General features: G+C 69.4%; 20 protein-coding genes. 15 read left to right on the top strand and 5 right to left on the bottom strand.

From position 1 onward, the window contains the following. The first annotated feature begins 11 nt into the window (after positions 1-11). From Q0C12_RS02045 to Q0C12_RS02035, 3 genes are all read left to right on the top strand, one after another. Positions 12-947, top strand: a complete 936-nt coding sequence (locus Q0C12_RS02045; protein ID WP_290885508.1) for a nucleoside hydrolase — start codon at positions 12-14, stop codon at positions 945-947. A 78-nt stretch (positions 948-1025) separates the two neighbouring features. Further along, positions 1026-1268 (top strand): type B 50S ribosomal protein L31, encoded by a 243-nt coding sequence (locus Q0C12_RS02040; RefSeq protein ID WP_034214594.1) that lies wholly within the window; start codon positions 1026-1028, stop codon positions 1266-1268. A gap of 235 nt (positions 1269-1503) precedes the next feature. Further along, positions 1504-2793 (top strand): citrate synthase, encoded by a 1290-nt coding sequence (locus tag Q0C12_RS02035; protein ID WP_290885503.1) that lies wholly within the window; start codon positions 1504-1506, stop codon positions 2791-2793. Positions 2794-2885: 92 nt separating this feature from the next. Here Q0C12_RS02035 and Q0C12_RS02030 read toward each other — a convergent pair whose 3' ends face one another. Then, on the bottom strand, positions 2886-3506 hold the full coding sequence (locus Q0C12_RS02030) for a hypothetical protein (protein WP_290885500.1): 621 nt from the start codon (positions 3504-3506) through the stop codon (positions 2886-2888). Between the two features lie 17 nt (positions 3507-3523). After that, positions 3524-6013, bottom strand: a complete 2490-nt coding sequence (locus tag Q0C12_RS02025; protein WP_290885497.1) for a penicillin-binding protein 1A — start codon at positions 6011-6013, stop codon at positions 3524-3526. A gap of 244 nt (positions 6014-6257) precedes the next feature. Between Q0C12_RS02025 and Q0C12_RS02020 the strand changes: the two genes are divergently transcribed. The 8 genes from Q0C12_RS02020 to tkt all read left to right on the top strand — a co-directional run bounded on the left by Q0C12_RS02020 (position 6258) and on the right by tkt (position 15933). Further along, positions 6258-7316, top strand: coding sequence for a pilus assembly protein PilM (locus tag Q0C12_RS02020; RefSeq protein WP_290885494.1), 1059 nt, complete (start codon positions 6258-6260; stop codon positions 7314-7316). After that, entirely contained in the window at positions 7316-7924 is a 609-nt protein-coding gene (locus tag Q0C12_RS02015; protein WP_290885491.1) for a PilN domain-containing protein, read from the top strand. Before Q0C12_RS02020 ends, Q0C12_RS02015 begins: the two co-directional genes overlap by 1 nt. Next, a complete protein-coding gene (gene pilO, locus Q0C12_RS02010; protein WP_290885488.1) occupies positions 7921-8559 on the top strand; it encodes a type 4a pilus biogenesis protein PilO in 639 nt (212 codons plus the stop codon). The genes Q0C12_RS02015 and pilO overlap by 4 nt, the downstream gene beginning before the upstream one ends. After that, positions 8559-9083 (top strand): pilus assembly protein PilP, encoded by a 525-nt coding sequence (locus tag Q0C12_RS02005; protein ID WP_290885486.1) that lies wholly within the window; start codon positions 8559-8561, stop codon positions 9081-9083. The genes pilO and Q0C12_RS02005 overlap by 1 nt, the downstream gene beginning before the upstream one ends. A gap of 15 nt (positions 9084-9098) precedes the next feature. Next, positions 9099-11255: a type IV pilus secretin family protein gene (gene pilQ / locus Q0C12_RS02000; RefSeq protein WP_290885484.1), complete on the top strand. Its 2157-nt coding sequence runs from the start codon at positions 9099-9101 to the stop codon at positions 11253-11255. An 83-nt stretch (positions 11256-11338) separates the two neighbouring features. Next, entirely contained in the window at positions 11339-12514 is a 1176-nt protein-coding gene (locus Q0C12_RS01995; protein WP_290885481.1) for an EAL domain-containing protein, read from the top strand. Between the two features lie 30 nt (positions 12515-12544). Beyond that, on the top strand, positions 12545-13834 hold the full coding sequence (locus Q0C12_RS01990; RefSeq protein ID WP_290885478.1) for a dicarboxylate/amino acid:cation symporter: 1290 nt from the start codon (positions 12545-12547) through the stop codon (positions 13832-13834). A 98-nt stretch (positions 13835-13932) separates the two neighbouring features. Then, positions 13933-15933 (top strand): transketolase, encoded by a 2001-nt coding sequence (gene tkt, locus Q0C12_RS01985; protein WP_290885475.1) that lies wholly within the window; start codon positions 13933-13935, stop codon positions 15931-15933. Positions 15934-15954: 21 nt separating this feature from the next. Here the strand turns inward: tkt and Q0C12_RS01980 are convergent, their stop codons facing one another. Both Q0C12_RS01980 and Q0C12_RS01975 read right to left on the bottom strand, forming a co-directional pair. Then, positions 15955-16290 carry a metalloregulator ArsR/SmtB family transcription factor gene (locus Q0C12_RS01980; protein ID WP_290885473.1) on the bottom strand — a complete coding sequence of 112 codons (336 nt, stop codon included), beginning with the start codon at positions 16288-16290 and terminating at the stop codon, positions 15955-15957. Next, positions 16287-16676, bottom strand: a complete 390-nt coding sequence (locus tag Q0C12_RS01975) for a rhodanese-like domain-containing protein (protein ID WP_290885470.1) — start codon at positions 16674-16676, stop codon at positions 16287-16289. Before Q0C12_RS01975 ends, Q0C12_RS01980 begins: the two co-directional genes overlap by 4 nt. 160 nt (positions 16677-16836) lie before the next feature. Between Q0C12_RS01975 and Q0C12_RS01970 the strand changes: the two genes are divergently transcribed. From Q0C12_RS01970 to trxC, 4 genes are read left to right on the top strand one after another with little or no spacing between them, the layout of a single operon-like run. Next, positions 16837-17040 carry a DUF2892 domain-containing protein gene (locus tag Q0C12_RS01970; protein WP_290885469.1) on the top strand — a complete coding sequence of 68 codons (204 nt, stop codon included), beginning with the start codon at positions 16837-16839 and terminating at the stop codon, positions 17038-17040. Between the two features lie 9 nt (positions 17041-17049). Further along, complete coding sequence (locus tag Q0C12_RS01965) at positions 17050-18120, top strand: efflux RND transporter periplasmic adaptor subunit (protein ID WP_290885467.1); 1071 nt, start codon at positions 17050-17052, stop codon at positions 18118-18120. After that, a complete protein-coding gene (locus Q0C12_RS01960; protein WP_290885464.1) occupies positions 18113-21352 on the top strand; it encodes an efflux RND transporter permease subunit in 3240 nt (1079 codons plus the stop codon). Before Q0C12_RS01965 ends, Q0C12_RS01960 begins: the two co-directional genes overlap by 8 nt. Next, a complete protein-coding gene (trxC, locus tag Q0C12_RS01955) occupies positions 21349-21789 on the top strand; it encodes a thioredoxin TrxC (RefSeq protein ID WP_290885461.1) in 441 nt (146 codons plus the stop codon). Before Q0C12_RS01960 ends, trxC begins: the two co-directional genes overlap by 4 nt. Before the next feature lie 63 nt (positions 21790-21852). Here the strand turns inward: trxC and Q0C12_RS01950 are convergent, their stop codons facing one another. Beyond that, entirely contained in the window at positions 21853-22719 is an 867-nt protein-coding gene (locus Q0C12_RS01950; RefSeq protein WP_290885458.1) for an MBL fold metallo-hydrolase, read from the bottom strand. Positions 22720-22749: the final 30 nt, after the last annotated feature.

Genomic DNA, 22749 nt, shown 5'->3' with positions numbered 1-22749 from the left:
ATAATCGCGGCATGACCGACGACCGCATCCCGCTGCTGATCGATACCGACCCGGGCGTGGATGACGCCCTGGCCCTGCTGATGGCCTTCCACGACCCGCGCCACCGGCTGCTGGGCCTCACCATCACCGCCGGCAACGTCGGCCTGCGCCACACCGTGGCCAACGCCCTCAAGCTCTGCGAAGTCGCGGGCGTGGACGTGCCGGTCTACGCCGGCTGCCCGGTGCCGCTGGTGCATGACGCGGCCGACGCGGCCTACGTGCACGGGCAGGACGGCTTCGGCGACACCGGCTACGTGCCGGCCGTGCGCCAGGCCGAGGCCGAGCATGCGGCGCTGGCCATCCTCCGTTTCTCGCATGAATACGCCGGGCGCCTGCTGCTGGTCACGCTGGGCCCGCTGACCAACCTGGCGCTGGCGCTGCGCTTGGACCCGACGTTGCCGTCGCGGGTTGGCCGGCTGGTCGTGATGGGCGGTGCGGTGACGGGGCAGGGCAACACCTCGATCCCGGCCGAATTCAACATCGCCTTCGATCCCGAAGCCGCCGACGTGGTGTTCCGGGGCTTCCCGGCCTTCGAGCTGGCCGACTGGGAGGCGGTGGTCCGGCACGGCTTCCTGCACCGGGACTTCGAGGGCTGGCTGGGCTCGGGCGACCACCGGGCCCGGTTCTACGACGGCATTTCCCGATTCACCCGGCAGTGGTCCGAGGGCAAGCGCGGGGCCCTGTGGCACAGCGCCGACGCCCTGGCCATGGCGGCGGCCCTGCACCCGGACGGCGTGGCCCGGGCCGAATCGCGCTACCTGGCGGTGGAGCTGGAGGGCCGGCTCAGCCGCGGCGCCACGCTGGTGGACTGGCAGCAGCGCACCGGCCGCCCGGCCAACGCCCGGATCGTGATGGCCTTCGACCAGGCCCGGTTCGAGGCCCTGATCCGGGCCGCCCTGGGCGCCTGAGCCCCGGGCTTGCGACGGAGCCCGGGCCCGGCCTATAATTCCGGTCTTTCCCCACGCAAACCCGGCGGAGCAATTGCCATGAAGGCCGACATCCATCCGAACTACAAAGAAGTCGTCTTCCAGGACCTGTCCTCCGACTTCGCTTTCCTGACCCGCTCCACGCTCTCCTCGAAGGAGACGATCAAGTGGACCGACGGCAAGGAATACGCCCTGATCAAGGTCGACATCACCTCCGCCTCGCACCCGTTCTACACGGGCAAGCAGAAGGTCATGGACACCGGCGGCCGCATCGACCGCTTCCGCCAGCGCTACGCCAAGTAAGCGCGCCGCCCGGGCCCGTCCCGGGCCAGGCGAGGAAAGGCCGCCCCCGGGCGGCCTTTTTCGTTGGCGACCCCCCGACCAAGGTTCATTCCCCCGTCACTGACTTGTCCGCGGGCGCTGTGAGATACTTCGGCGCATGGTGACCGCCCCGGCGGCGCCTTCGATTTGATACCAGCGAACGCCGCGCCAGAGCCCTTCGAGGATGCGGATTGCGCCCCCTGAAAGGAGTCAGCCCGTGTCCGACAACAAGAGCGTCGTGCTCAACGCCGCCGGCAAGAACGTCGAGCTTCCCGTCTATTCCGGCACCCTTGGCGCGCCTTGCGTCGACATCACGCGCCTGCCGAAAGAAACCGGCATGTTCACCTACGACCCCGGCTTCGTGGCGACCGCCAGCTGCCGCAGCGCGGTGACCTACATCGACGGCGACGAGGGCGTGCTGCTCTACCGCGGCTACCCGATCGAGCAGCTGGCCAAGCACTCGAACTTCCTCGAGACCAGCTACCTGCTGATGAACGGCGAGCTGCCGACGCCGGCCCAGTTCGACAAGTTCGAGCACGAGGTCACCCACCACACGATGATGCACGAGGCCTTCAAGGGCTTCCTTGGCGGCTTCCGGCACGATGCGCATCCGATGGCGATGCTGTGCGGCATGATCGGCTCGCTGGCCGCCTTCTACCACAGCGACCTCGACCTCGAGGATCCCGAGCAGCGCCGCATGGCCGCGATCCGCCTGCTGGCCAAGGTCCCGACCATCGCCGCTGCCTGCTACCGCTATTCCATCGGCTGGCCGGTGCGCTACCCGCGCAACAACCTGGAGTACGTCGAGCGCTTCCTGCACATGATGTTCGAGGTGCCCAGCGAGCCGCTGATGCTCAAGCCGGTCGCCGCCAAGGCGCTGGACCTGCTGTTCATCCTGCACGCCGACCACGAGCAGAACGCCTCCACCTCGACCGTTCGCCTGGTCGGTTCCACCGGCGCCAACCCCTACGCCTGCGTCGCCGCGGGCGTGGCCGCGCTCTGGGGCCCGGCGCACGGCGGCGCCAACGAGGCGGTGCTGAAGATGCTGGCCGAGATCGGCCGCCCGGAAGACGTGGCCAAGGCCGTCGACCGCGCCAAGGACAAGAACTCGGGCTTCCGCCTGATGGGCTTCGGCCATCGCGTTTACAAGAACTTCGACCCGCGCGCGACCATCATCCGCGAGATGTGCCACAAGGTCCTCGCCGACCTGGGCGTCAACGACCCGATGCTGGAAGTGGCGATGCGCCTGGAGGAGGCCGCGCTCAAGGACGACTACTTCATCCAGCGCAAGCTCTACCCGAACGTCGACTTCTACTCCGGCATCATCTACAAGGCGCTGGGCATCCCGACCGAGATGTTCACGGTGATGTTCGCCATCGCCCGCACCGCCGGTTGGGTCTCGCACTGGCTGGAACAGCAGACCGACCCGGAGGCCAAGATCGGCCGCCCGCGCCAGATCTACACCGGCGCCGGCAACCGCGACTACGTCCCCCTCGAGAAGCGCTGAGCTAGGAACCAAAGCGGCACCCGGCTCGTTTCCATCCACCATGGGACTGAATCCCACGGTGGACGGAAACGAGCCGGGTGCCGCTTCTTCTTTCAGTCGCCGGTGGCGATTAGTTGGCGGAGGGCGCTGGCGGTGGCGCGGCGCATCGGGCGGTCTTCGAGGGGTTCCAGCGGCGCCTGGCGCAGGGCCGCCACCGGCAGCACCCACAGCTCGAAGGCAATGCCGCCGGCTTCGAATTCCCAGCAGGGCAGGGGCGTGGCCTGGTCGCGCGACAGCCGCAGGCGGCGCGTGCCCTGCGCGGCAGGTATGCGCTGGTCGTGCAGGAAGTGGGCGACCGCGTCCGGGTCATCGGCATGCAGGTGCAGGCAGACCGGCGTGTGGGCGTCCACCAGGCCCTCCAGCGCCGCGCCGGCCAGGCGCGGGTCGAAGGCGGTGAAGAACGCCATCGCCTCCAGGGCGGCCTCCCGGAGGGCCTGGCGTCGGGAGGAGGGGGCGTCGCCGCCGAACAGCCGCTGGTGCGCCTGCAGCGCTTCGCGGATCTCGTCGCCGCCGGGGAACACCGATTCGTCGCGGATCCCGAGCCGCTCGGCGGCCTTGCGCAGGGCGCGGGCCGGATCCTGCTGAGCCCCGGTCGCCAGCAGCCTCGCCGCCTCCTGCGCCAGCTGCTGCCGGCGTTGGCGCGTGCGGGGGTCGTCTTCGCGGCGGGGACTCATGGCGGGCGTCCGGGCCTTCAGAAGATGTCGAAGGCCTCTTCGTTGCTCAGCTCCGGATCGAGGTCGAAGCCGCTGCTGCTGATGCGGTCGTATTCCTCGGCCTTGAAGTAGTCGACGATCGAGCCGGGCGTACCCTCGGGCACGATGCGCCCGCTGGCGGCGTCCACCGAGGCGACCACCACGCCGGCCGGCACCGCCGGCTCCTGCACCGGCACGCCATCGAGTGCCGCGCGCATGTAGCCGATCCAGATCGGCAGTGCGGCGCGGCCGCCGTACTCGCCCCGGCCCAGCGGGTTGAAGTCGTCCTTGCCGACCCAGACCGTGGTGACCAGGTCGCCGCCAAAGCCGGAGAACCAGGCGTCGCGGTAATCGTTGGTCGAGCCGGTCTTGCCGCCGATGTCCTCGCGCTCGAGCACGCGCGCGGCGGTGGCGGTGCCGCGCTTGACCACGTCCTTCATCAGCGAGCGGACCAGGAACGCGGTGCGCTCGTCGATCGCGCGCGGCGCCAGCACGAGCTCGCCCTCGGGCACAGGCTCGGTGGCCGCCGGGGCCTCGGGCGCGGCCACGGGAGCCGGCGCGCTGCCGAAATCGAAGCCGTCCACCACGGTCGTGGCGCGGGTCTCGCCGGCGGCCCGGCCCGGGCAGCCGCGGCAGGCGCGCGCCGGGCTGGCCTGGCTCAGCACCTGGCCGTTGCGGTCGAGCACCTTGTCGATGAACCAGGGGTCGATTCGATAGCCCCCGTTGGAGAACACCGCGTAGCCGCGCGCGATCGACAGCGGCGTCAGCGAGGAGGTGCCCAGCGACATCGACAGGTTCGGCGGCAGGCTTTCCTGGCTGAAGCCAAACTGGGTGATGTAGCGGCTGGCGAAGTCCACGCCGATGGCGTCGAGCAACCGCACCGACACGAGGTTGCGCGACTGCACGAGTGCCTCGCGCAGGCGCATCGGGCCGGCGAAGTTGCCGGCGTCGTTCTGCGGGCGCCAGACGTTGCCGGCGCGGTCGCGGAAGACCACCGGCGCGTCGAGCACGATGCTGGCCGGCGAGAAGCCCCGCTCGAACGCCGCCGCGTAGACAAACGGCTTGAAGCTCGAGCCCGGCAGGCGCTGGGCCTGGGTGGCGCGGTTGAACTTGTTCAGGCCGAAGCTGAAGCCGCCGACCAGGGCGCGGATGGCGCCGTCCTCCGGCTGCAGCGACACCAGGGCGGCCTGCGCGATCGGCACCTGGGCCAGCACCCATTCCGGCGCCGCCGGCGGCGCGTCGGCATCGGCCGCGGGCTTGGCCGGCGTCGCCACCGGCAGCGCCGCGTAGCGCACCACGTCGCCGCGCTTGAGCAGCTGCCGCGGCGGCTTGCCGGCCCAGCGCGTGGCCTTGGCGTCGAGCAGCACCGGCTCGGCGCCCGCCACGAACAGGCGGGCGGCCTCGCCCTCGAAACCAGTGACGATGCCCGCCCGCAACCCGCCCAGCGACGGATACTGGCGCAGACGCTGGCGCAGCGCCGTATCGTCCTCGCCCTCGGCCAGCTCCAGCTGGGCCTCGGGGCCGCGGTAGCCGTGGCGGCGGTCGTACTCCAGCAGGCCCGCCTGCACCGACTGCGCGGCGGCGGCCTGGTGCGCGCCGTCGAGCGTGGTGTATACGCTCAGGCCGCTGGTGGTGGCCTCGGCACCGTAGCGCTGCTCCATCTCGGCGCGCACCATCTCGGCGACGTAGGGCGCCTCGACTTCGACCTTGGGCTCATGCGGGCTGGCGTCCATCGGCGCCGCCTGCGCGGCACGCTCCTGCTCCACGGTGATCATCCCTTCCTCGCGCATGCGCAGCAGCACGTAATTGCGGCGCACCAGGGCGCGGTCCGGGTTGATGATCGGGTTGCCGCTGGACGGGAACTTGGGGATCGAGGCCAGGGTGGCCGCCTGCGCCAGGGTCAGTTCGTCGAGCGACTTGCCGTAGTAGTAGTCCGCCGCTGCGGCGACGCCATAGGCGCGGTTCCCGAAGAAGCTCTTGTTGAGGTAGAGCTCGAGGATCTCGTCCTTGGACAGCTCCCGCTCCATCTTCAGCGCCAGGAAGATCTCGGTGAGCTTGCGGGAGTAGGAATACTCCGCGCTCAGGAAGAACTGCCGGGCGACCTGCTGGGTGATGGTGCTGCCGCCGGGGACGCGCTGGTCGCTGGTGGTCGCCAGAAGCCAGACCGCGCGCGAGATGCCGCGCCAGTCGATGCCCGGGTGCTCGTAGAAACGCGCGTCCTCGATCGCGATGAAGGCCTGCTTGACCGGCAGCGGGACCTCGTCGATGTCCACCGGGAAGCGCCGGGTCTCGCCGATCAGGGCGATCAGCTGGCCGTCGCGGGTATAGATGCTCAGGGGCACCTGGAGCTGCACGTTGCGCAGCTCCTGCACGTCCGGCAGGCGGGGGGCGATGAGCCAGTAGAGGACCCCGAGGGTCAGGATGCCCAGCAGGGCGAGGCCGGCGAAAAAGTAAAGCAACCGACGCAGCAGGCGAAGAAAACGGGCCATCCAGGGCCTCTCCCGAGGTTTACATCGACGTGGGGCAGGGAGTATAGAACGAGGCATGGACGGGAGCCGCCTTGGGGGAGGCCGGTTTCCGAACCTGAATGCGTCTAGGAAGGGGAGCGCAAAGCAAGCTGAACAGGGGTCCCGACGTCCAAAAACGGGGGGGCATTGCCATTTGGCAATTTTTCGTTATTTAATGTAACGGCGCACCTATCGCTTGTAAGCGCCCGTCGGAAGGGGAGAAACCGTGGGTCTTTTCGGAAATACCAAGACACCGCTCGTCGGCCTGGACATCAGTTCCACGGCCGTCAAGCTTCTGCAGCTCACCGAGTCGGGCGGGCGCTACCGCGTCGAGCACTACGCGGTCGAGCCCCTGCCTCCCAATGCCGTGGTCGAGAAGAACATCGTCGAGGTCGAGGCCGTCGGCGAGGCGATCAAGCGGGCCGTGGCCCGCTCCGGTACCAAGGCCCGGCACGCCGCGGCCGCGGTCTCGGGCTCGTCCGTGATCACCAAGATCATCCCGATCCAGGGTGACCTGGACGAGGACGACCTCGAGGACCAGGTCCAGCTCGAGGCCTCCAACTACATCCCGTACCCGATCGACGAAGTCAGCATCGACTTCGAGGTCCTGGGCCCGGTGCCCAGCAACCCGGAGATGGTCCAGGTCATGCTGGCCGCCTCCCGCACCGAGAACGTCGAGCTCCGCCAGTCGGCCCTGGAGCTGGGCAACCTCACCGCCAAGGTCATCGACGTCGAGGCCTTCGCGATGGAGAACGCCTTCAAACTGGTCGCCGACCAGCTGTCGGTGCCCAAGGACGCGATCGTAGCCCTGGTGGACATCGGCGCGACCATGACCACGCTGAACGTCCTGCGCAACCAGCGCAGCATCTACACCCGCGAGCAGGTCTTCGGCGGCAAGCAGCTGACCGACGAGGTCATGCGCCGCTACGGCCTGAGCTACGACGAAGCGGGCCTGGCCAAGCGCCAGGGCGGCCTGCCGGAGAGCTACGAGGTCGAGGTACTCGAGCCGTTCAAGGAAGCGCTGGTCCAGCAGGTCAGCCGCCTGCTGCAGTTCTTCTACGCCGGCAGCGACTTCAACCGCGTCGACCAGGTGGTCCTGGCCGGCGGCTGTGCGTCGATCGCCGGCATCGCCAACCTCGTGGAGGAGCAGCTGGGCGTGCCCACCGTCATCGCTAACCCGCTCGCCAACATGGCGCTCGGCCCCCGCGTCCAGGCCCACGCCCTGGCGCAGGACGCCCCGGCGCTGATGATCGCCTGCGGCCTGGCCCTGAGGAGCTTCGACTAATGGCCAGAATCAACCTGCTTCCCTGGCGCGCAGAGCGGCGCAAGCTGCGCCAGAAGGAATTCGTCAGCATGCTCGGCCTCGCGGCGGTCGTCGCCGTTGCCATCAGCCTGCTCATCGTCATGTACTACAACGGCCAGATCCAGGGTCAGCAGAATCGAAACCAGTACCTGCGCGACCAGATCGTCCTGGTGGACCAGCAGATCACGGAGATCGAGGAGCTCGACAAGAAGAAGGCCAACCTGCTCGCCCGCAAGCAGGTCATCGAGCAGCTGCAGGCCAGCCGGTCGCAGATGGTGCACCTGTTCGATGAACTGGTGCGGACCATTCCCGAGGGCGTGCGCCTGAACTCGATCAAGCAGAACGGCCAGTCCCTGACCCTCGAGGGTCGCGCGCAGTCCAACGCACGCGTCAGCTCGTACATGCGCAACCTGGAGGCCTCCGGCTGGATGGCCAGCCCGGACCTGAGCATCATCGAGGCCAAGGGCGACGACAAAGGCTTGCCCAACATGTTCTCGCTCAAGGTCACCCTGAAGAATCCCAGCGCCGTGGAAGAGGAAGCCGCGCCCGCGGCCGCCCCGGCGCCGGCCGCCGCCGGAGGTGCACCGTGAGCAGCAAGAAAGTCGACCTCCGCAACCTGGATTTCAACAACTCGGGCGCCTGGCCGTTGCAGGTCAAGGTCGGCGCCTGTGTCCTGCTGATCGTCCTGATCGTCGGCCTGGTCTGGTACTTCAAGGTCAGCAACCAGCGACTGACGCTGCAGACCGAGGAAGGCACCGAACTGACCCTGCGCGAAGAGTTCCAGGGCAAGCAGGGCCGCGCCGCCAACCTCGAGCCGCTCAAGCAGCAGCTCGCGCAGATGGAAGTCATGTTGCAGCAGATGTTGCGCCAGCTGCCCAGCAAGAACGAGATGCCCGACCTGATCGTCGACGTGTCGCAGACGGCGCTGGCCAGCGGCATCAACAACGAGCTTTTCCAGCCGGGTGCCGAGACGCAGCTCGAGTTCTACGCCGAGAAGCCGATTTCGCTGCGCATGGTGGGTACCTACCACCAGTTCGGCGCCTTCGTCAGCGGCGTGGCCTCGCTGCCGCGCGTGGTCATCATGACCATGCACGACATCCAGCTGAAGCCGCGCGGCGAGGGTGACACCACCTTGGTCCTGGAGGGCACGGTCAAGACCTACCGTTACCTGGACGAGGATGAGGAAGCCGCTGCGGGCGCGGGTTCCACCGGGGAGGTGAAGTAATGGCTGCTCCGAACTTCCGCAAGATCGCCACCGGCCTGCTGCTGGCCGCGATCGTGGTTTCCCTTCCCGCCTGCACCCGCGGCAGCCGCGACCTCGAGGCCTGGGTGGCCGAGGTCAAGGCGCGCCCGGCGCCACCGCTGGATCCGCTCCCGGTGATGAAGCAGTTCGAGACCTTCGAGTACGCCGCGCAGAACCTTCGCGACCCGTTCAGCCAGCCTAGCGCCGACCAGGACGGCGAGAATGGCCTGCGCCCTGACCCGAACCGCCGCAAGGAGGTCCTCGAGGCCTTCCCGCTCGACAGCCTGGACATGGTGGGCACGATCGGCGCCGGCGAATCGGTGATTGGCCTGGTGATGGGGCCGGACCGCGTTACCTACCGGGTCCGCCCGGGCAACTACATGGGACTCAGCGATGGTCGCATCACGGCGGTCTTCGAGGACCGAATTGAGATGGTCGAACTCGTACCTGATGGGGCCGGCGGTTGGCTTGAGCGTCAAGCCAAAATCGCCCTTGAAGACAATTGATTGGGGGAATGCACGATGACCGCGAATAAAACGATCGGCGAGGGGATGGGCACCAAGCGCGCTTGGTTGCTGGCCATGGGAGCGCTCGCCGTCGGCCTGACGACGTCGCTGTCGGCCATGGCGGCGAATGTCCTCCAGGACGTCCGTTACGCATCGGCCCCCGGGGGCAAGGTCGACATCACCCTGCAGTTCGCAGAGCCGGTGGGTGACGTCCAGGCGTTCACGACGGATACTCCGCCGCGCATCGCCGTGGATCTCCCCGACACGACCAACGGCATGACCCAGCGCCGCGTGGTGATCGGCAGTGGCGCCACCTCCGCGGTCTCCGCGGTGGAAGCCGACGGCCGCACCCGGGTGGTGGTCGATCTGTTCCGCCCCGCCGCCTACACCACCCGCAGCGCCGGCAACCTGCTGGTCCTCACGGTGGACGCCGGCGCCCAGCAGAGCAACGCCCTTGCCGGCGTCAACGACCCGACCAAGCGCGTCGCCTCCGACATCGAGGTCGCCAACATCGACTTCCGTCGCGGCGACAACGGCGCCGGCCGCGTGGTGCTTCGATTCAACGGCGACGGCGCCACCGCCGACATGCGCAACGAGGGCAACCGCGTCGTGGTCGACGTCGCCAACGCCAGCATCCCGGAGAACCTTCGCCGGCGCCTGGACGTGACCGACTTCGCCACCCCGGTGCAGAGCCTGGAGCCGAACGCCAACGCTGGCAGCACGCGCCTGGTGATCAACACCAACGGCGCCTATGAGTCGATGGCCTACCAGACCGGCAACGAGTACGTGATCGAGATCGCGCCCAAGCGCGGTTCGGTCATCGCCGCCGCCACCCCGGCCCGCGCCGCGGGTGCCGTGGCCGGTCCGTCGGCGCCGCAGCGCTACGCGGGCCGCCCGGTGACGTTCAACTTCCAGGACGTGCCGGTTCGCACCGTGCTGCAGCTGATCGCCGAAGAGTCGGGCCTGAACATCGTCGCCTCCGATACGGTCTCGGGCAACGTGACCCTGCGTCTGATCAACGTGCCCTGGGACCAGGCGATGGACATCGTCCTTCGCGCCAAGCAGCTCGACCAGCGCCGTGACGGCAATGTGGTCTGGGTCGCTCCGCAGAAGGAAATCGCCGACTTCGAGAAGGCCAAGGCGGACGCCCGCATCGCCAACGAAGAGCGCGAAGAGCTGGTCACCGAATACATCCCGGTGAACTACGGCAATGCCGAGGAAATCGCGCGACTGCTGACCGAGGACAGCAAGAGCAGCAGTTCCGGCGGCACCTCCTCCGGTGGTAACCAGGCCAATCGCGGCTTCCTGTCGGCGCGCGGCAGCGTCAGCTTCGACAACCGCACCAACACCCTGCTGCTGATCGACACCGCCAAGAAGATCGAGGAGATCCGCACCCTGCTCGCCACCCTCGACCGCCCGGTCGACCAGGTGCTGATCGAGGCCCGGATCGTCGTCGCTTCCGAAGTGTTCGCCCGCGAGCTGGGCGTGATCTTCGGCGTGCAGGACCGTGTCGGCACGCTGCCGGCCGGTGCTGCCGCAGGCGAAACGACCACCGACTCCGGCTTCCTGGTCGGCCTGCCGGTGTCCACCCCCGCCGGCCTGCTGAACCTCAGCATCCTTCGCAGTGACATCTCGCTCGACCTCGAGCTGTCCGCACTCGAGGAAGAGGGCCGCGGCGAAGTCGTGTCCAACCCGCGCGTCATCACCGCCAACCAGCGCGAAGCGGTCATCCGCCAGGGCGACGAAGTCGGTTACCTGACCATCCAGCCGGCCACCACGCCGGGCGCGGTGGCCACGGCGACCGTCGAGTTCAAGGAAGTGCTGCTTGAGCTCAAGGTCACCCCGACCATCACCCAGGACGGCCGCGTCTACCTGAACCTGATGGTGAAGAAGGACCAGGTGGATGAGCTGATCGTCAACCCGGCCGGTGGCTTCGTGCCGCAGATTTCCAAGCGCGAAGTCAGCACCGCGGTGTTGATCGACAACGGCCAGACGGTCGTGGTCGGCGGCGTGTACGAGTTCAGCTCGCGCGAAGACCTGCGCAAGGTGCCCTTCCTGGGCGACCTGCCGGTCCTTGGCAACCTGTTCAAGAACAAGTCCAAGAGCAGCGACAAGGCCGAACTGCTGATCTTCGTGACCCCGCGCATCCTGCCGGTGTCGCGCGGCCGCTGATCACCGACTCGCCAAGCAATACGGACAGGGCCGCGAAAGCGGCCCTGTTTCGTTTTGCAGGGCATGGCCATGGGAAACAGTGAATGACCAAGCTTAGGATCCGCCTTGCCCGCGGCGAGGTGCTGTTCCGGGAGGGCGAGGACCCGGGGACGGCCTTCCTGATCGAATCTGGCGAGATCGAGGTGCGGACTCGCCAGCGCGGCCGCGACGTCATCCTGAGCGTGCTGGGGCCCGGTGAACTGGTTGGCGAGATGGCGGTGATCGACGAGTCCCCGCGCACGGCCACGGCCCGGGCGCTCGACGAGTGCGTGCTGTTCGCCATCGATCGGCACCAGATCGCCGAACGGCTTGCCGCCACGGACCCCATCATCCGCTCGCTGCTCGAAGGCCAGTTGAAGCGCTACCGAGGCGCCCTTGCCGCGCTGCAGGGAAAGCAGTCCGCACCTGACGCGCTCTCGGCCTCCGAACGCCTTGGCATCAGCCGCATCCGCCTGGAGGCCCAGCTCCGCGAGGCACTGGCCGAGGGACAGCTCGAACTGGGCTTCCAACCCCTGCTGGACGTGCCGCTGGGTCGAATCGCCGGCTACGAAGCCCTGGTCCGCTGGGACCACCCCGAACGCGGCCCGATATCGGCGGCGGAATTCGTCGCGCTGGCCGAGGAGACCTCGCTGATCGTGCCGGTCGGCGAGTACGTGATCGACACCGCCTGCCTGGCTATCGCGCGCCTGGTGGACGCCGGTGCCGACCCATCCCCGTTCGTGGCGGTGAACGTGTCCGCGCGCCAGCTGGCGCATCCCGGCCTGATCGAGCGCATCGTCGCCCGCGTCGATGCCGCCGGCCTGCCGCGCGGCAGCCTGAAACTCGAGATCACCGAAAGCGGCGTGCTCGACTACGGACCGGCCGCGGGCCTGATCGAGCTCTGCCATCGCCACGGCATCCGGGTGGCGCTGGATGACTTCGGGACCGGCTATTCCAACTTGTGCCACCTGCACCGGCTGCCCTTCGACACGATCAAGGTGGACCAGTCGTTCTCGCACGACATGCTCGACTCGCCGCGGGCCATGGCGATCGTGGAGAGCGCGGTGCTGCTGGGTCGTGCCCTGGGTGCCGAAATCGTGGTCGAGGGCATCGAGACGCCGGCGCAGCTCGAGGCCTTGCGCCGGCTGGGCTGCCGCTACGCGCAAGGCTACCTCGTGGGACGCCCGCAGACGCTGGCGCAGCTGCTGTCACGGCCCTGGGATCCGGCTGGCCTGGTGTAAGCTTCCGGGGTACCCGCCGGAGGATTGCCGATGCCGTCGCTGCCGCTGCACACCCGCATGCTCATTGGTTTCGTCGTCGGCGTCTGCCTCGGCCTGGTTGCCAACCTGATGTTCGCCGAGGCCGCCTGGCTCGAGGCGCTGGTGAAGTACGTCGCCGACCCGGTGGGCCAGCTGTTCCTGCGGCTGCTGTTCATGCTGGTGATCCCGCTGGTCTTCTCGGCCCTGGTGCTGGGCGTGGTCGAGATCGGCGATCCGAGGTCGCTGGGACGCATCGGCGGCAAGACGCTGGTGTGGATCCTCGCGGTCACCACGATCGCGGTGGTGATCGGCATGGTCACGGTGAACGTGATCCAGCCGGGCCGCGGCATCCCGCCCGAGCTGGCGCAGGAACTGATGGCGCAGACCAGCGAGCGGGCCTCGCAGATCGCCGCCGGCCGCGAAGCCGTTTCCGGCATCGACGTGCTGCTCAACATCGTCCCGCGCAACCCGGTGCAGGCGGCCGCCAACGGCGACCTGATCGCGGTGATGTTCTTCGCCCTGATGTTCGGCATCGCCGCCACCGTCATCCGCAGCGACGGCACCCGCGCCTTCGTGGCCGCCACCCAGGGCGTCTACGACATCTGCCTGAAGCTGATCGATTGGGTGATCCAGCTGGCACCCTATGCGGTGGCGGCGCTGCTGTTCTCGATTACGTCCAAGCTGGGCTTCGACGTGCTGGTGCAGCTGGCGCGCTTCGTCGGCACCGTGCTGCTGGCGTTGGGCATCCACTTCTTCGTGGTGTTCCCGATCCTGCTTCGGGTGTTTGGCGGCATGTCGCCGCTGGTGTTCTTCCGCAACGCCCAGCCGGCCCTGCTGACGGCCTTTTCCACCTCGTCCTCCAGCGCCACCCTGCCGACCACGCTGAAGGTGACCGAGGAGGCGCTGGGCGTGCCCCGGCGCGTGGCCCGTTTCGTGTGCACGCTGGGCGCGACCGCCAACATGAACGGCACGGCCCTGTTCGAGGGCATCACGGTGCTTTTCCTGGCCCAGTTCTTCGGGGTTGAACTGAACATCTTCCAGCAGGCGCTGGTGCTGGTGATGTGCATCCTGGGCGGCGTCGGCGCCGCCGGCGTGCCCGGTGGCTCGCTGCCCGTGATCGCGATGATCCTGGCGATGTTCGGCATCCCGCCCGAGGGCATCGGCCTGATCCTGGGCGTGGACCGCCTGCTGGACATGTGCCGCACCGTGGTGAACATCGGCGGCGACATGGTCGGTTCGGTGGTCATCGGCCGCAGCGAGCCGGTGGAGACAGCCGGCGAGGGCGCTGCCGGCCCGGCGTAGCATCCACGGCCGGCCCGGCGCAACGGAGACACGGGCCGCCGGGTCGGCGACAATAGCGCCCCGTCGGCCCGGCCCCGGGCCCCGATCTGGACGCCCCGATGACCACGCCCTCCCGCCGCGAGCTCGCCAACGCCATCCGCTTCCTGGCCATCGACGCCGTGGAGGCCGCCAAGTCGGGCCATCCCGGGATGCCGATGGGCATGGCCGATATCGCCGAGGTGCTCTGGAACGACTTCCTGAGCCATAGCCCCGGCAACCCGAAGTGGTTCAACCGAGACCGCTTCGTGCTGTCCAACGGCCACGGCTCGATGCTGATCTACGCGCTGCTGCACCTGAGCGGCTACGACCTGCCGATCGAGCAGCTCAAGCGCTTCCGCCAACTGCACAGCAAGACCGCCGGCCACCCCGAGTACGGCCATACGCCCGGCGTCGAGACCACCACTGGGCCGCTGGGGCAGGGCCTGGCCAATGCCGTGGGCATGGCGCTGGCCGAGAAGCTGCTGGCGCAGCGCTACAACCGCCCCGAGTTCGACATCGTCGACCACCACACCTGGGTCTTCCTGGGCGACGGCTGCCTGATGGAGGGCGTGTCGCACGAGGCCGCGTCCCTGGCCGGCACCTGGGGCCTGGGCAAGCTGATCGCGTTCTGGGACGACAACCGCATCTCGATCGACGGCGACACCTCGGGCTGGTTCACCGACGACACCGCGGCGCGCTTCGAGGCCTACGGCTGGCAGGTGATCCGCAAGGTGGATGGCCACGACCCGGTCGAGATCACCCAGGCCATCAAGACCGCGCAGGCCGAGACCGGCAAGCCGACCCTGATCTGCTGCCGCACCACGATCGGCTTCGGCTCGCCCGGCAAGGCCGGCAAGGAATCGAGCCACGGCGCCCCGCTGGGCAAGGACGAGGTGGCCGCGACCCGCGCCGCGCTCGGCTGGCCGCACGCGCCCTTCGAGATCCCGCAGGCCATCGCCGACGGCTGGCGCGCCGGCAACACCGGCCTGGTGCGCGAGGAGCAGTGGAACCGTCTGTTCGACGCGTACGCCAAGGCCTACCCCGACCTGGCCGCCGAGTTGGTGCGGCGTTCGCGCGGCGAGCTGCCGGAAGGCTTCGACGCCGCCGCCCGGGCCTATATCGACAAGCTGCAGCTCGACGGCCCGGTCGTGGCCTCGCGCAAGGCCTCGCAGATGGCGATCGAAGCCTTCGCGCCGCTGCTGCCGGAGCTGATCGGCGGTTCCGCCGACCTCGCCCATTCCAACCTCACGCTGTGGAAGGGCAGCAAGTCGGTGACGTCCGACGACGCCAACGCCAACTACGTGCACTACGGCGTTCGCGAGTTCGGCATGAGCGCGATCAGCAATGGCCTGGCCCTGCACGGCGGCTTCCTGCCCTACGACGCCACCTTCCTGGTCTTCTCCGACTACTCGCGCAATGCGCTGCGCATGTCGGCGCTGATCCCGACCCGCACGATCCACGTGTTCACCCACGACTCGATCGGCCTGGGCGAGGACGGCCCCACCCACCAGCCGGTCGAGCACCTGGCCTCACTGCGCTACATCCCGAACAACGACGTCTGGCGCCCCTGCGACGCGGTCGAGTCGGCGGTGTCCTGGCGGGCGGCCATCGCGCGCACCGACGGCCCCAGCTGCCTGGTCTTCAGCCGCCAGAACCTGGCGCACCAGCCGCGCACGGCGCAGCAGGTCGCCGACATCGCCCGGGGTGGCTACGTGCTGTCCGATCCGGGCGAGGCGCGCTTCGACGTGCTGCTGGTCGCGACCGGTTCCGAGGTCGAGCTGGCGATGGAGGCCATGCGCCGCCTGGCCAGCGACGGCATCAAGGCGCGCGTGGTGTCCATGCCCAGCACCGAGGTCTTCGACCGCCAGCCGCTGGAGTGGCGCGAGGCGGTGCTGCCGTCGTGGTGCCGCAAGCGCGTCGCGGTCGAAGCCGGCGTCACCGGATTCTGGCACAAGTACGTGGGCCTGGACGGCAAGGTGGTCGGCATCGACAGCTTCGGCGCCTCGGCGCCGGCCGACCACCTTTACGCGCACTTCGGCATCACCGTCGAGGCCGTGGTCGATGCCGCCAAGGCGCTCTGACCGCGCGCCCGGCGGGCCGGTTCAGCCGGTCCGGCCGGGCGAGCAGAAGGCGGCGTGCAGGGTCTCGATGATGTCGTGCACCAGGCCGTCGCTGACCGCGTAGTACACGGTCTGGGCCTCGCGCCGCGTGCTGACCAGGTTCTTCTCGCGCAGCACCGCCAGGTGCTGCGACAGCGCCGACTGGCTCAGGTCGACCAGGGCGTTGATCTCGCCCACCGACATCTCCCGCTCGATCAACAGGCACAGCACCCGCAGGCGCTGCGGGTTGGCCATGGCCTTGAGCAGTTCCGACGCTGCCTCGGCCTGGGCCTGCATCTGCCGGCCGGCGTTGGCCGCGAGGGTGCGGGCCGGGCTCATGCGCCCTCCACCGCGCCGCCGCCCTCGGTCCAGGCCAGGTAGCCACCGGCCAGCGACAGCGGTTCGGCGAAGCCCAGGCGCTGCAGCGCCTCGGCCGCGAGGGCCGAGCGGCCGCCGCTGCGGCAGTAGACGACGATGGGCTGGTCACGATGGCCCAGGGCCGGGTCGCGCGCGCAGTTCACGGCCGGGTGGCCGTCGACCTCGAATTCGAGCACGCCGCGCGGGATGTTGCTGGCGCCGGGAATGCGGCCGGCCGCGTATTCGGCCGGCTCGCGCACGTCCACGACCGGCACGCCGCGGGCCTGCAGGGCGCGCAGTTCATCGGCGTTGATCTCCCGGATACGGGACCTGGCTTCGGCCAGGAGCTGCTGGAGGGTTTGACGCATGTCAGGGAGCCTCGGTGGGGATGGGCGCATTATGCTTGAAAACTAATTAAGACGAACCTAATATACGCACAGCCGGTCGATCCCCGGCTGCAGGCCACGGTAGCACCGTGGTCGACCAGGGCCGCCGTTCCCCGTCCAACCCAACCCCCAGGAGAACCCCATGAACATCGACCGTGCCGTGATGGCCTTCGCCGGCGTGATGATCCTCGCCAGCGTCACGCTTGCCTATTTCTTCAGCCCGCTGTGGCTGCTGCTCACCGCTTTCGTCGGCGTGAACCTGGTGCAGGCGGCCTTCACCGGCTTCTGCCCGGCGGCGATGCTGTTCGGCAAGCTGGGCGTGAAGTCCGGCTGTGCCTTCAAGTGAGCTGACGCGATGACCCGCCTGCGCCCACTGTCCCTCGCCATGCTCGTCGCCGTAGCCCTCGCGGGCTGCGGCGCGGAGCCCGTCGCCCCTGGCGATGCCAGGCCGGTGTCCTTCGACACCGTGGTGGTCGAGGCCCGCGACAGCGCGCGCGAACGGCGCTGGGACGGCGTGGTGGAGGCCGTGAACCAGGCCACGCTGTCGGCGCAGACCGCCGGCCGCGTGCTGGAGCTGCCGTTCGACGTGAACGACTACGTCGAAGCGGGGCAGGTCGTGGTTCGCTTCACCGACGTCGAACAGGTGTCGGCGCAGCGGCGCGCCTCCGCGGCGGTGAACGCGGCGCAGGCGGCGGCGGCCGAGGCCGAGGCCGACTTCAGGCGCACCGAAGCGCTGGTGGCCAGGCAGCTGCTGGCCCGCGCCTCGCTCGACCAGGCCCGCGCGCGCCGTGATGCCGCGCGTGCCGCGCTCGAAGCCGCCCGTGCCGGCGTCAGCGAGGCGGGCGAGCAGGTCGACTACACCGTCATCCGGGCGCCGTATGCCGGCATCCTGACCCAGCGCCACGTCGAGGTCGGCGAAGCGGTGCGGCCGGGCCAGCCGCTGGTATCGGGCCTGTCGCTGGATCGCCTGCGGATCAACGTGGAAGTGCCGCAGAGCGACATCGCCGCCATCCGCAAGCACGGCGCCGCCGCGGTGCTGCTGCCCGATGGTCGCCGCATCGAAGCCGATCGCGTCGTCGTTTTCCCCTACGCCGATCCGGCGACCCACAGCTTCAAGGTCCGGGTCGAACTGCCCGAGGCCGACACCGGCCTGCAGCCGGGCATGACCGTCAAGACTGCGTTCAAGACCGGCGAGGCGCGACATCTCTGGGTGCCGCGCTCGGCTCTGGTCACGCGCAGCGAAGTGACCGCGGTGTACGTGGTGGACGCACGCAACCGCGTGGCGCTGCGCCAGGTGCGCCTGGGCCGCGCCGAGGGCGACGCGGTCGAGGTGCTGGCCGGCCTGGCCGACGGCGACCGCATCGCCGCCGACCCGGTGGCGGCGCTGGCCCACCTGGCCGCGGCGGGAGTGCGCGACGATGGCTGAGCCGCGCTTCGGCCTCTCGGGGCGCCTCGCCCGCGCCTTCCAGGCCAACCCGCTGACGCCGGTGCTGGCGATCGCGGGCCTGCTGCTGGGCTTGTTCGCGACGATGATCACGCCGCGCGAGGAAGAGCCGCAGATCGACGTGACCATGGCCAACGTGATCGTGCCCTTCCCGGGCGCGCCGGCCGAGGACGTCGAGAACCTGGTCAGCTATCCGCTGGAACAGGCGCTGTCCGAGATCGAGGGCGTCAAGCACGTCTATTCCACCAGCCGCGCGGGCTCGGCCCTGATCACGGTCGAGTTCGCGGTGGGCGTGCCGCGCCAGGAGGCGCTGGTGCGGCTGTACAACCAGGTCTATTCCAACGCCGACTGGGCGCCGCCGGGCCTCGGCGTCGGCCAGGCGCTGGTGCGGCCGATGGGCATCGACGACGTGCCGGTGATGGCGCTGACGCTCTGGACCGACGACCCCGCCCGCGGCGCCACCGAGTTGGCCGAGGTCGCGCATTCGCTGGAAGCCGAGATCAAGCGCGTGCCCGGCACCCGCGATGTCTACACGATCGGCGCACCCGAGCGCGCCGTGGTGGTCGAACTCGATGCGACCCGGCTGGCCTCGCACGGCATGACCGTGGACGACCTGGCCGGCGCGCTGGCGGCCGCCAACACCGTCACCCAGGCCGGTGACCGCGTGGCGGCCGGCCAGGTGCTGCCGCTCACCGCGGGGCAATACCTCGCTGATGCCCAGCAGGTCTCGGAGCTGGTGATCGGCCTGGCGGGCGGCCGCCCGCTGTATCTCGCGGACGTCGCCGACATCCGCCGTGGCGCCGACCTGCCGACGCAATACGCCTGGTACACCGCGCCCGAAGGCAAGGCGCGCCCGGCCGGCGGCGTCGCGCCCGCGGTCACCATCGCGGTGGCCAAGAAGCCCGGCGCGAACGCGGTCGACATCACCCGCGCCATCAGCGACCGGCTGCAGGGCCTCAAGACCACCCACATCCCCGAGGGCGTCAACGTCAGCCTCACCCGCGACTACGGCTACACCGCCAACGACAAGGCGATGAAGCTGATCCAGAAGCTGGTGTTCGCGACGCTGTCGGTGGTGCTGCTGGTGCTGTTCGCACTCGGCTGGCGCGAGGCCATCGTGGTCGGCAGCGCCGTCGTCCTGACCCTGGCGTTGACCCTGTTCGCGTCCTGGGCGATGGGTTTCACCATCAACCGGGTGTCGCTGTTCGCGCTGATCTTCTCCATCGGCATCCTGGTCGACGACGCCATCGTGATCGTCGAGAACATCCACCGCCACATGCGCCTGGGCGGCAAGACCCTGCGCGAGGCGATCCCGCCGGCGGTCGACGAAGTCGGCAGCCCGACCATCCTGGCCACGTTCACCGTCATCGCAGCGCTGCTGCCGATGGCCTTCGTGTCGGGCCTGATGGGCCCGTACATGCGGCCGATTCCCATCAACGCCTCGGTCGGCATGCTGTTGTCGCTGGCGATCGCGTTGACGGTGACGCCGTGGCTGTCGCTCAAGCTGCTCACGCGCCACGGCCACGACGACCATGCGGTGGGCGAGGACAGGCCGAAGCAAGGGCTGTCCGACCGCCTGCGCCGCCTGTTCGAGCGGGTGCTGCGTCCCTTCCTGCAGGCCCGGCAGGGCCCGCGCCGGCGCCAGCTGCTCTTCCTCGGCATCGGCGCCGCCGTGGTCGCCGCCGCCGGCCTGGCGGTGGTGCAGCTGGTGGTGCTCAAGATGCTGCCCTTCGACAACAAGTCCGAGTTCCAGGTCGTGGTCGACCTGCCCGAGGGCACACTGCTCGAGCGCACCAATGCGCTGCTGCTTGAGCTGGCGCAGGAACTCTCGACCGTGCCCGAAGTGCTGGACATGCAGGGCTACGCCGGTACTTCCGGCCCGGTGAACTTCAACGGCCTGGTGCGCCAGTACTACCTGCGCGCCGGCGCCAACGTCGGCGACCTGCAGGTGAACCTGGTCGACAAGCACGCGCGTGACCGCCAGAGCCACGAGATCGCCCGCGCGGTGCGCCCGGCGCTGGCGGCCATCGGCGCAGGCTACGGCGCTTCAGTGAAAGTGGTGGAAGTGCCGCCGGGCCCGCCGGTGATGTCGCCGCTGGTCGCCGAGGTCTACGGCCCCGATGCCGCCCGCGCCCGTGCCATTGCCCGCGACCTGCAGGCGCGCTTCGCCGCGACCGAAGGCATCGTCGACGTGGACAGCTCGCTGGAGGCCGAGGCGCCGCGCGAGCTGGCGATCATCGACCGCGGGCTGGCCGCGAAGCTGGGCGTGAGCCAGGCCGCGATCGCCCAGGCACTGCAGCTGGGTGTTTCCGGCCGCGATGCCACGTACCTGCGCGACGGCGCATCGAAGTACGCCGTGCCGGTGCGCCTGCGCCTGCCCGCAGGGGACCAGGCCAGCCTGGACCAGCTGCTCACCGTCCGCGTGCGTGCCGGCGACGGCCGGTTGGTGCCGCTGTCCGAGCTGGTGCAAGTCGTCCGCCTGCCCTGGGAGCCGATGATCCACCACAAGGACCTGCTGCCGGTGGTCTACGTCACCGGCGACGAGGCCGGCGAGCTCGACAGCCCGCTGTACGGCATGTTCGACCTGGTCGGCCAGGTCGACGACGCGCCGCTGGCCGGCACGCCGGTCGAGCAGCGCTTCCTGTCGGCGCCGGACTCGGGTTTGGGCTTCGCCATCAAGTGGGACGGCGAGTGGCAAATCACCTACGAGACCTTCCGCGACATGGGCCTGGCCTATTCGGTCGGCCTGCTGCTGATCTACCTGCTGGTGGTGGCGCAGTTCCGTGACTACCTGGTCCCGCTGGTGATCATGGCGCCGATCCCGCTGACCGTCATCGGCGTGATGCCGGGCCACGCGCTGCTGGGCGCGCAGTTCACCGCCACCAGCATGATCGGCATGATCGCGCTGGCCGGCATCATCGTGCGCAACTCGATCCTGCTGGTGGATTTCATCAACCAGTCGATCGCCGAGGGCCAGCCGCCGGCCGACGCCGTGATCGAGGCCTGCGCCGTGCGTGCGCAGCCGATCGCGCTGACCGGCCTGGCGGCGATGGCGGGCGCTTTCTTCATCCTCGACGATCCGATCTTCAACGGCCTGGCGATCGCGCTGATCTTCGGCATCCTGGTCTCGACCCTGCTCACGCTGGTCGTGATCCCCTTGCTTTACTTCGTGCTGCTCAGCGCCCGCGCGCGCCGGCAGGGAGGCACCGCATGAACGAACCCCTGGTGATTGCCTGCCCGCACTGCCACGGCCGGAGCCGCGTGCCCGGCGACCGCCTCGCGGCCGCGCCGCAGTGCGGCCACTGCCACCAGCCGCTGTTCACCGGGCACCCGGTCACGCTGGGCGTGGACGGGTTCGACGCGCACGCCGACCGCAGCGAACTGCCGCTGCTGGTGGACTTCTGGGCGCCGTGGTGCGGACCCTGCCAGATGATGGCGCCGCACTTCGAGCGCGCTGCCGGCGTGCTCGAGCCGCAGGTGCGGCTGGCCAAGGTCGACACCCAGGCCCAGCCCACGCTGGGCCAGCGCTACAACATCCGAAGCATCCCCACCCTGGTGCTGTTCCGGAGTGGCCGCGAGATCGCGCGCCAGTCCGGCGCCCTGGACGCCAACGGCATCGTGCGCTGGACCCGGCAACAGCTGGGCGGCTGAACATCCCTGCAGGCCCCGGTCGGGGCCCGCTTGGCGGCGACGCGCGTCGGCGCCAGCCCGCGCCTACAGCGCGTCGATCGGCAGCTTGAGGTAGCGCACGCCGTTGCCTTCCGGCTCGGGCAGGGCGCCGGCGCGGATGTTCACCTGCACCGCGGGCAGGATCAGGGTCGGCATCGCCAGGGTAGCGTCGCGCTCGGTGCGCATCTTCACGTACTGGGCTTCGCTGGTGCCTTCCCGCACGTGGATGTTGGCGCGCTTCTGCTCGGCGATGGTGGTTTCGCAGCGCACCTCGCGGCCGCCGGGGCCGTAGTCATGGCAGACGAAGACGCGGGTGTCGCCAGGCAGTTCGAACAGGCGCTGGATGGACTGGTACAGCGTGGCGGCGTCGCCGCCGGGGAAGTCGCAGCGGGCGGTGCCGCCGTCGGGCATGAACAGCGAGTCGCCGGTGAACAGCGCATCGCACACCAGGTAGGCCACCGAATCGCTGGTGTGGCCCGGCACCGGGATCACCCGGGCCTCGAGTACGCCGATGGCGAAGCGCTCGTCGTCGGCGAACAGATGGTCGAACTGCGAGCCGTCCACCGGGAAGTGCTCGCCCAGGTTGAAGACCGGACGGAAGGCCTTCTGCACCTTGCGGATGCCCTGGCCGATGCCGAGGCGCGCCTCGGGCAGCTCTTGCTTGAGCCAGTGGCCGGCGCTGAGGTGGTCGGCGTGGGCATGGGTCTCGAGGATCCAGCGGACCGTGGCGCCGCGCTCGGCGATCGCGGCCAGCAGGGCTTCCGCCGAGGTGGTCGAGGTGCGGCCGGACTTGGGGTCGAAGTCGAGCACCGGGTCGACCACCGCCGCTTCGTTCGTGGACGGGTCGATGACCAGGTAGGACCAGGTGCTGCTTTCCTCGTGGAAAAAGGGCTGGACGTCGGGCGCGGGCATGGCGGCGGCTCCTGGATCGGCTGGCGGTCA

This window comes from Arenimonas sp. (genome assembly GCF_022842045.1).
Lineage (GTDB): Bacteria > Pseudomonadota > Gammaproteobacteria > Xanthomonadales > Xanthomonadaceae > Arenimonas.
Note: the sequence above shows the minus strand (reverse complement) of the source record. Positions and strands in the feature narration are given on the sequence as shown.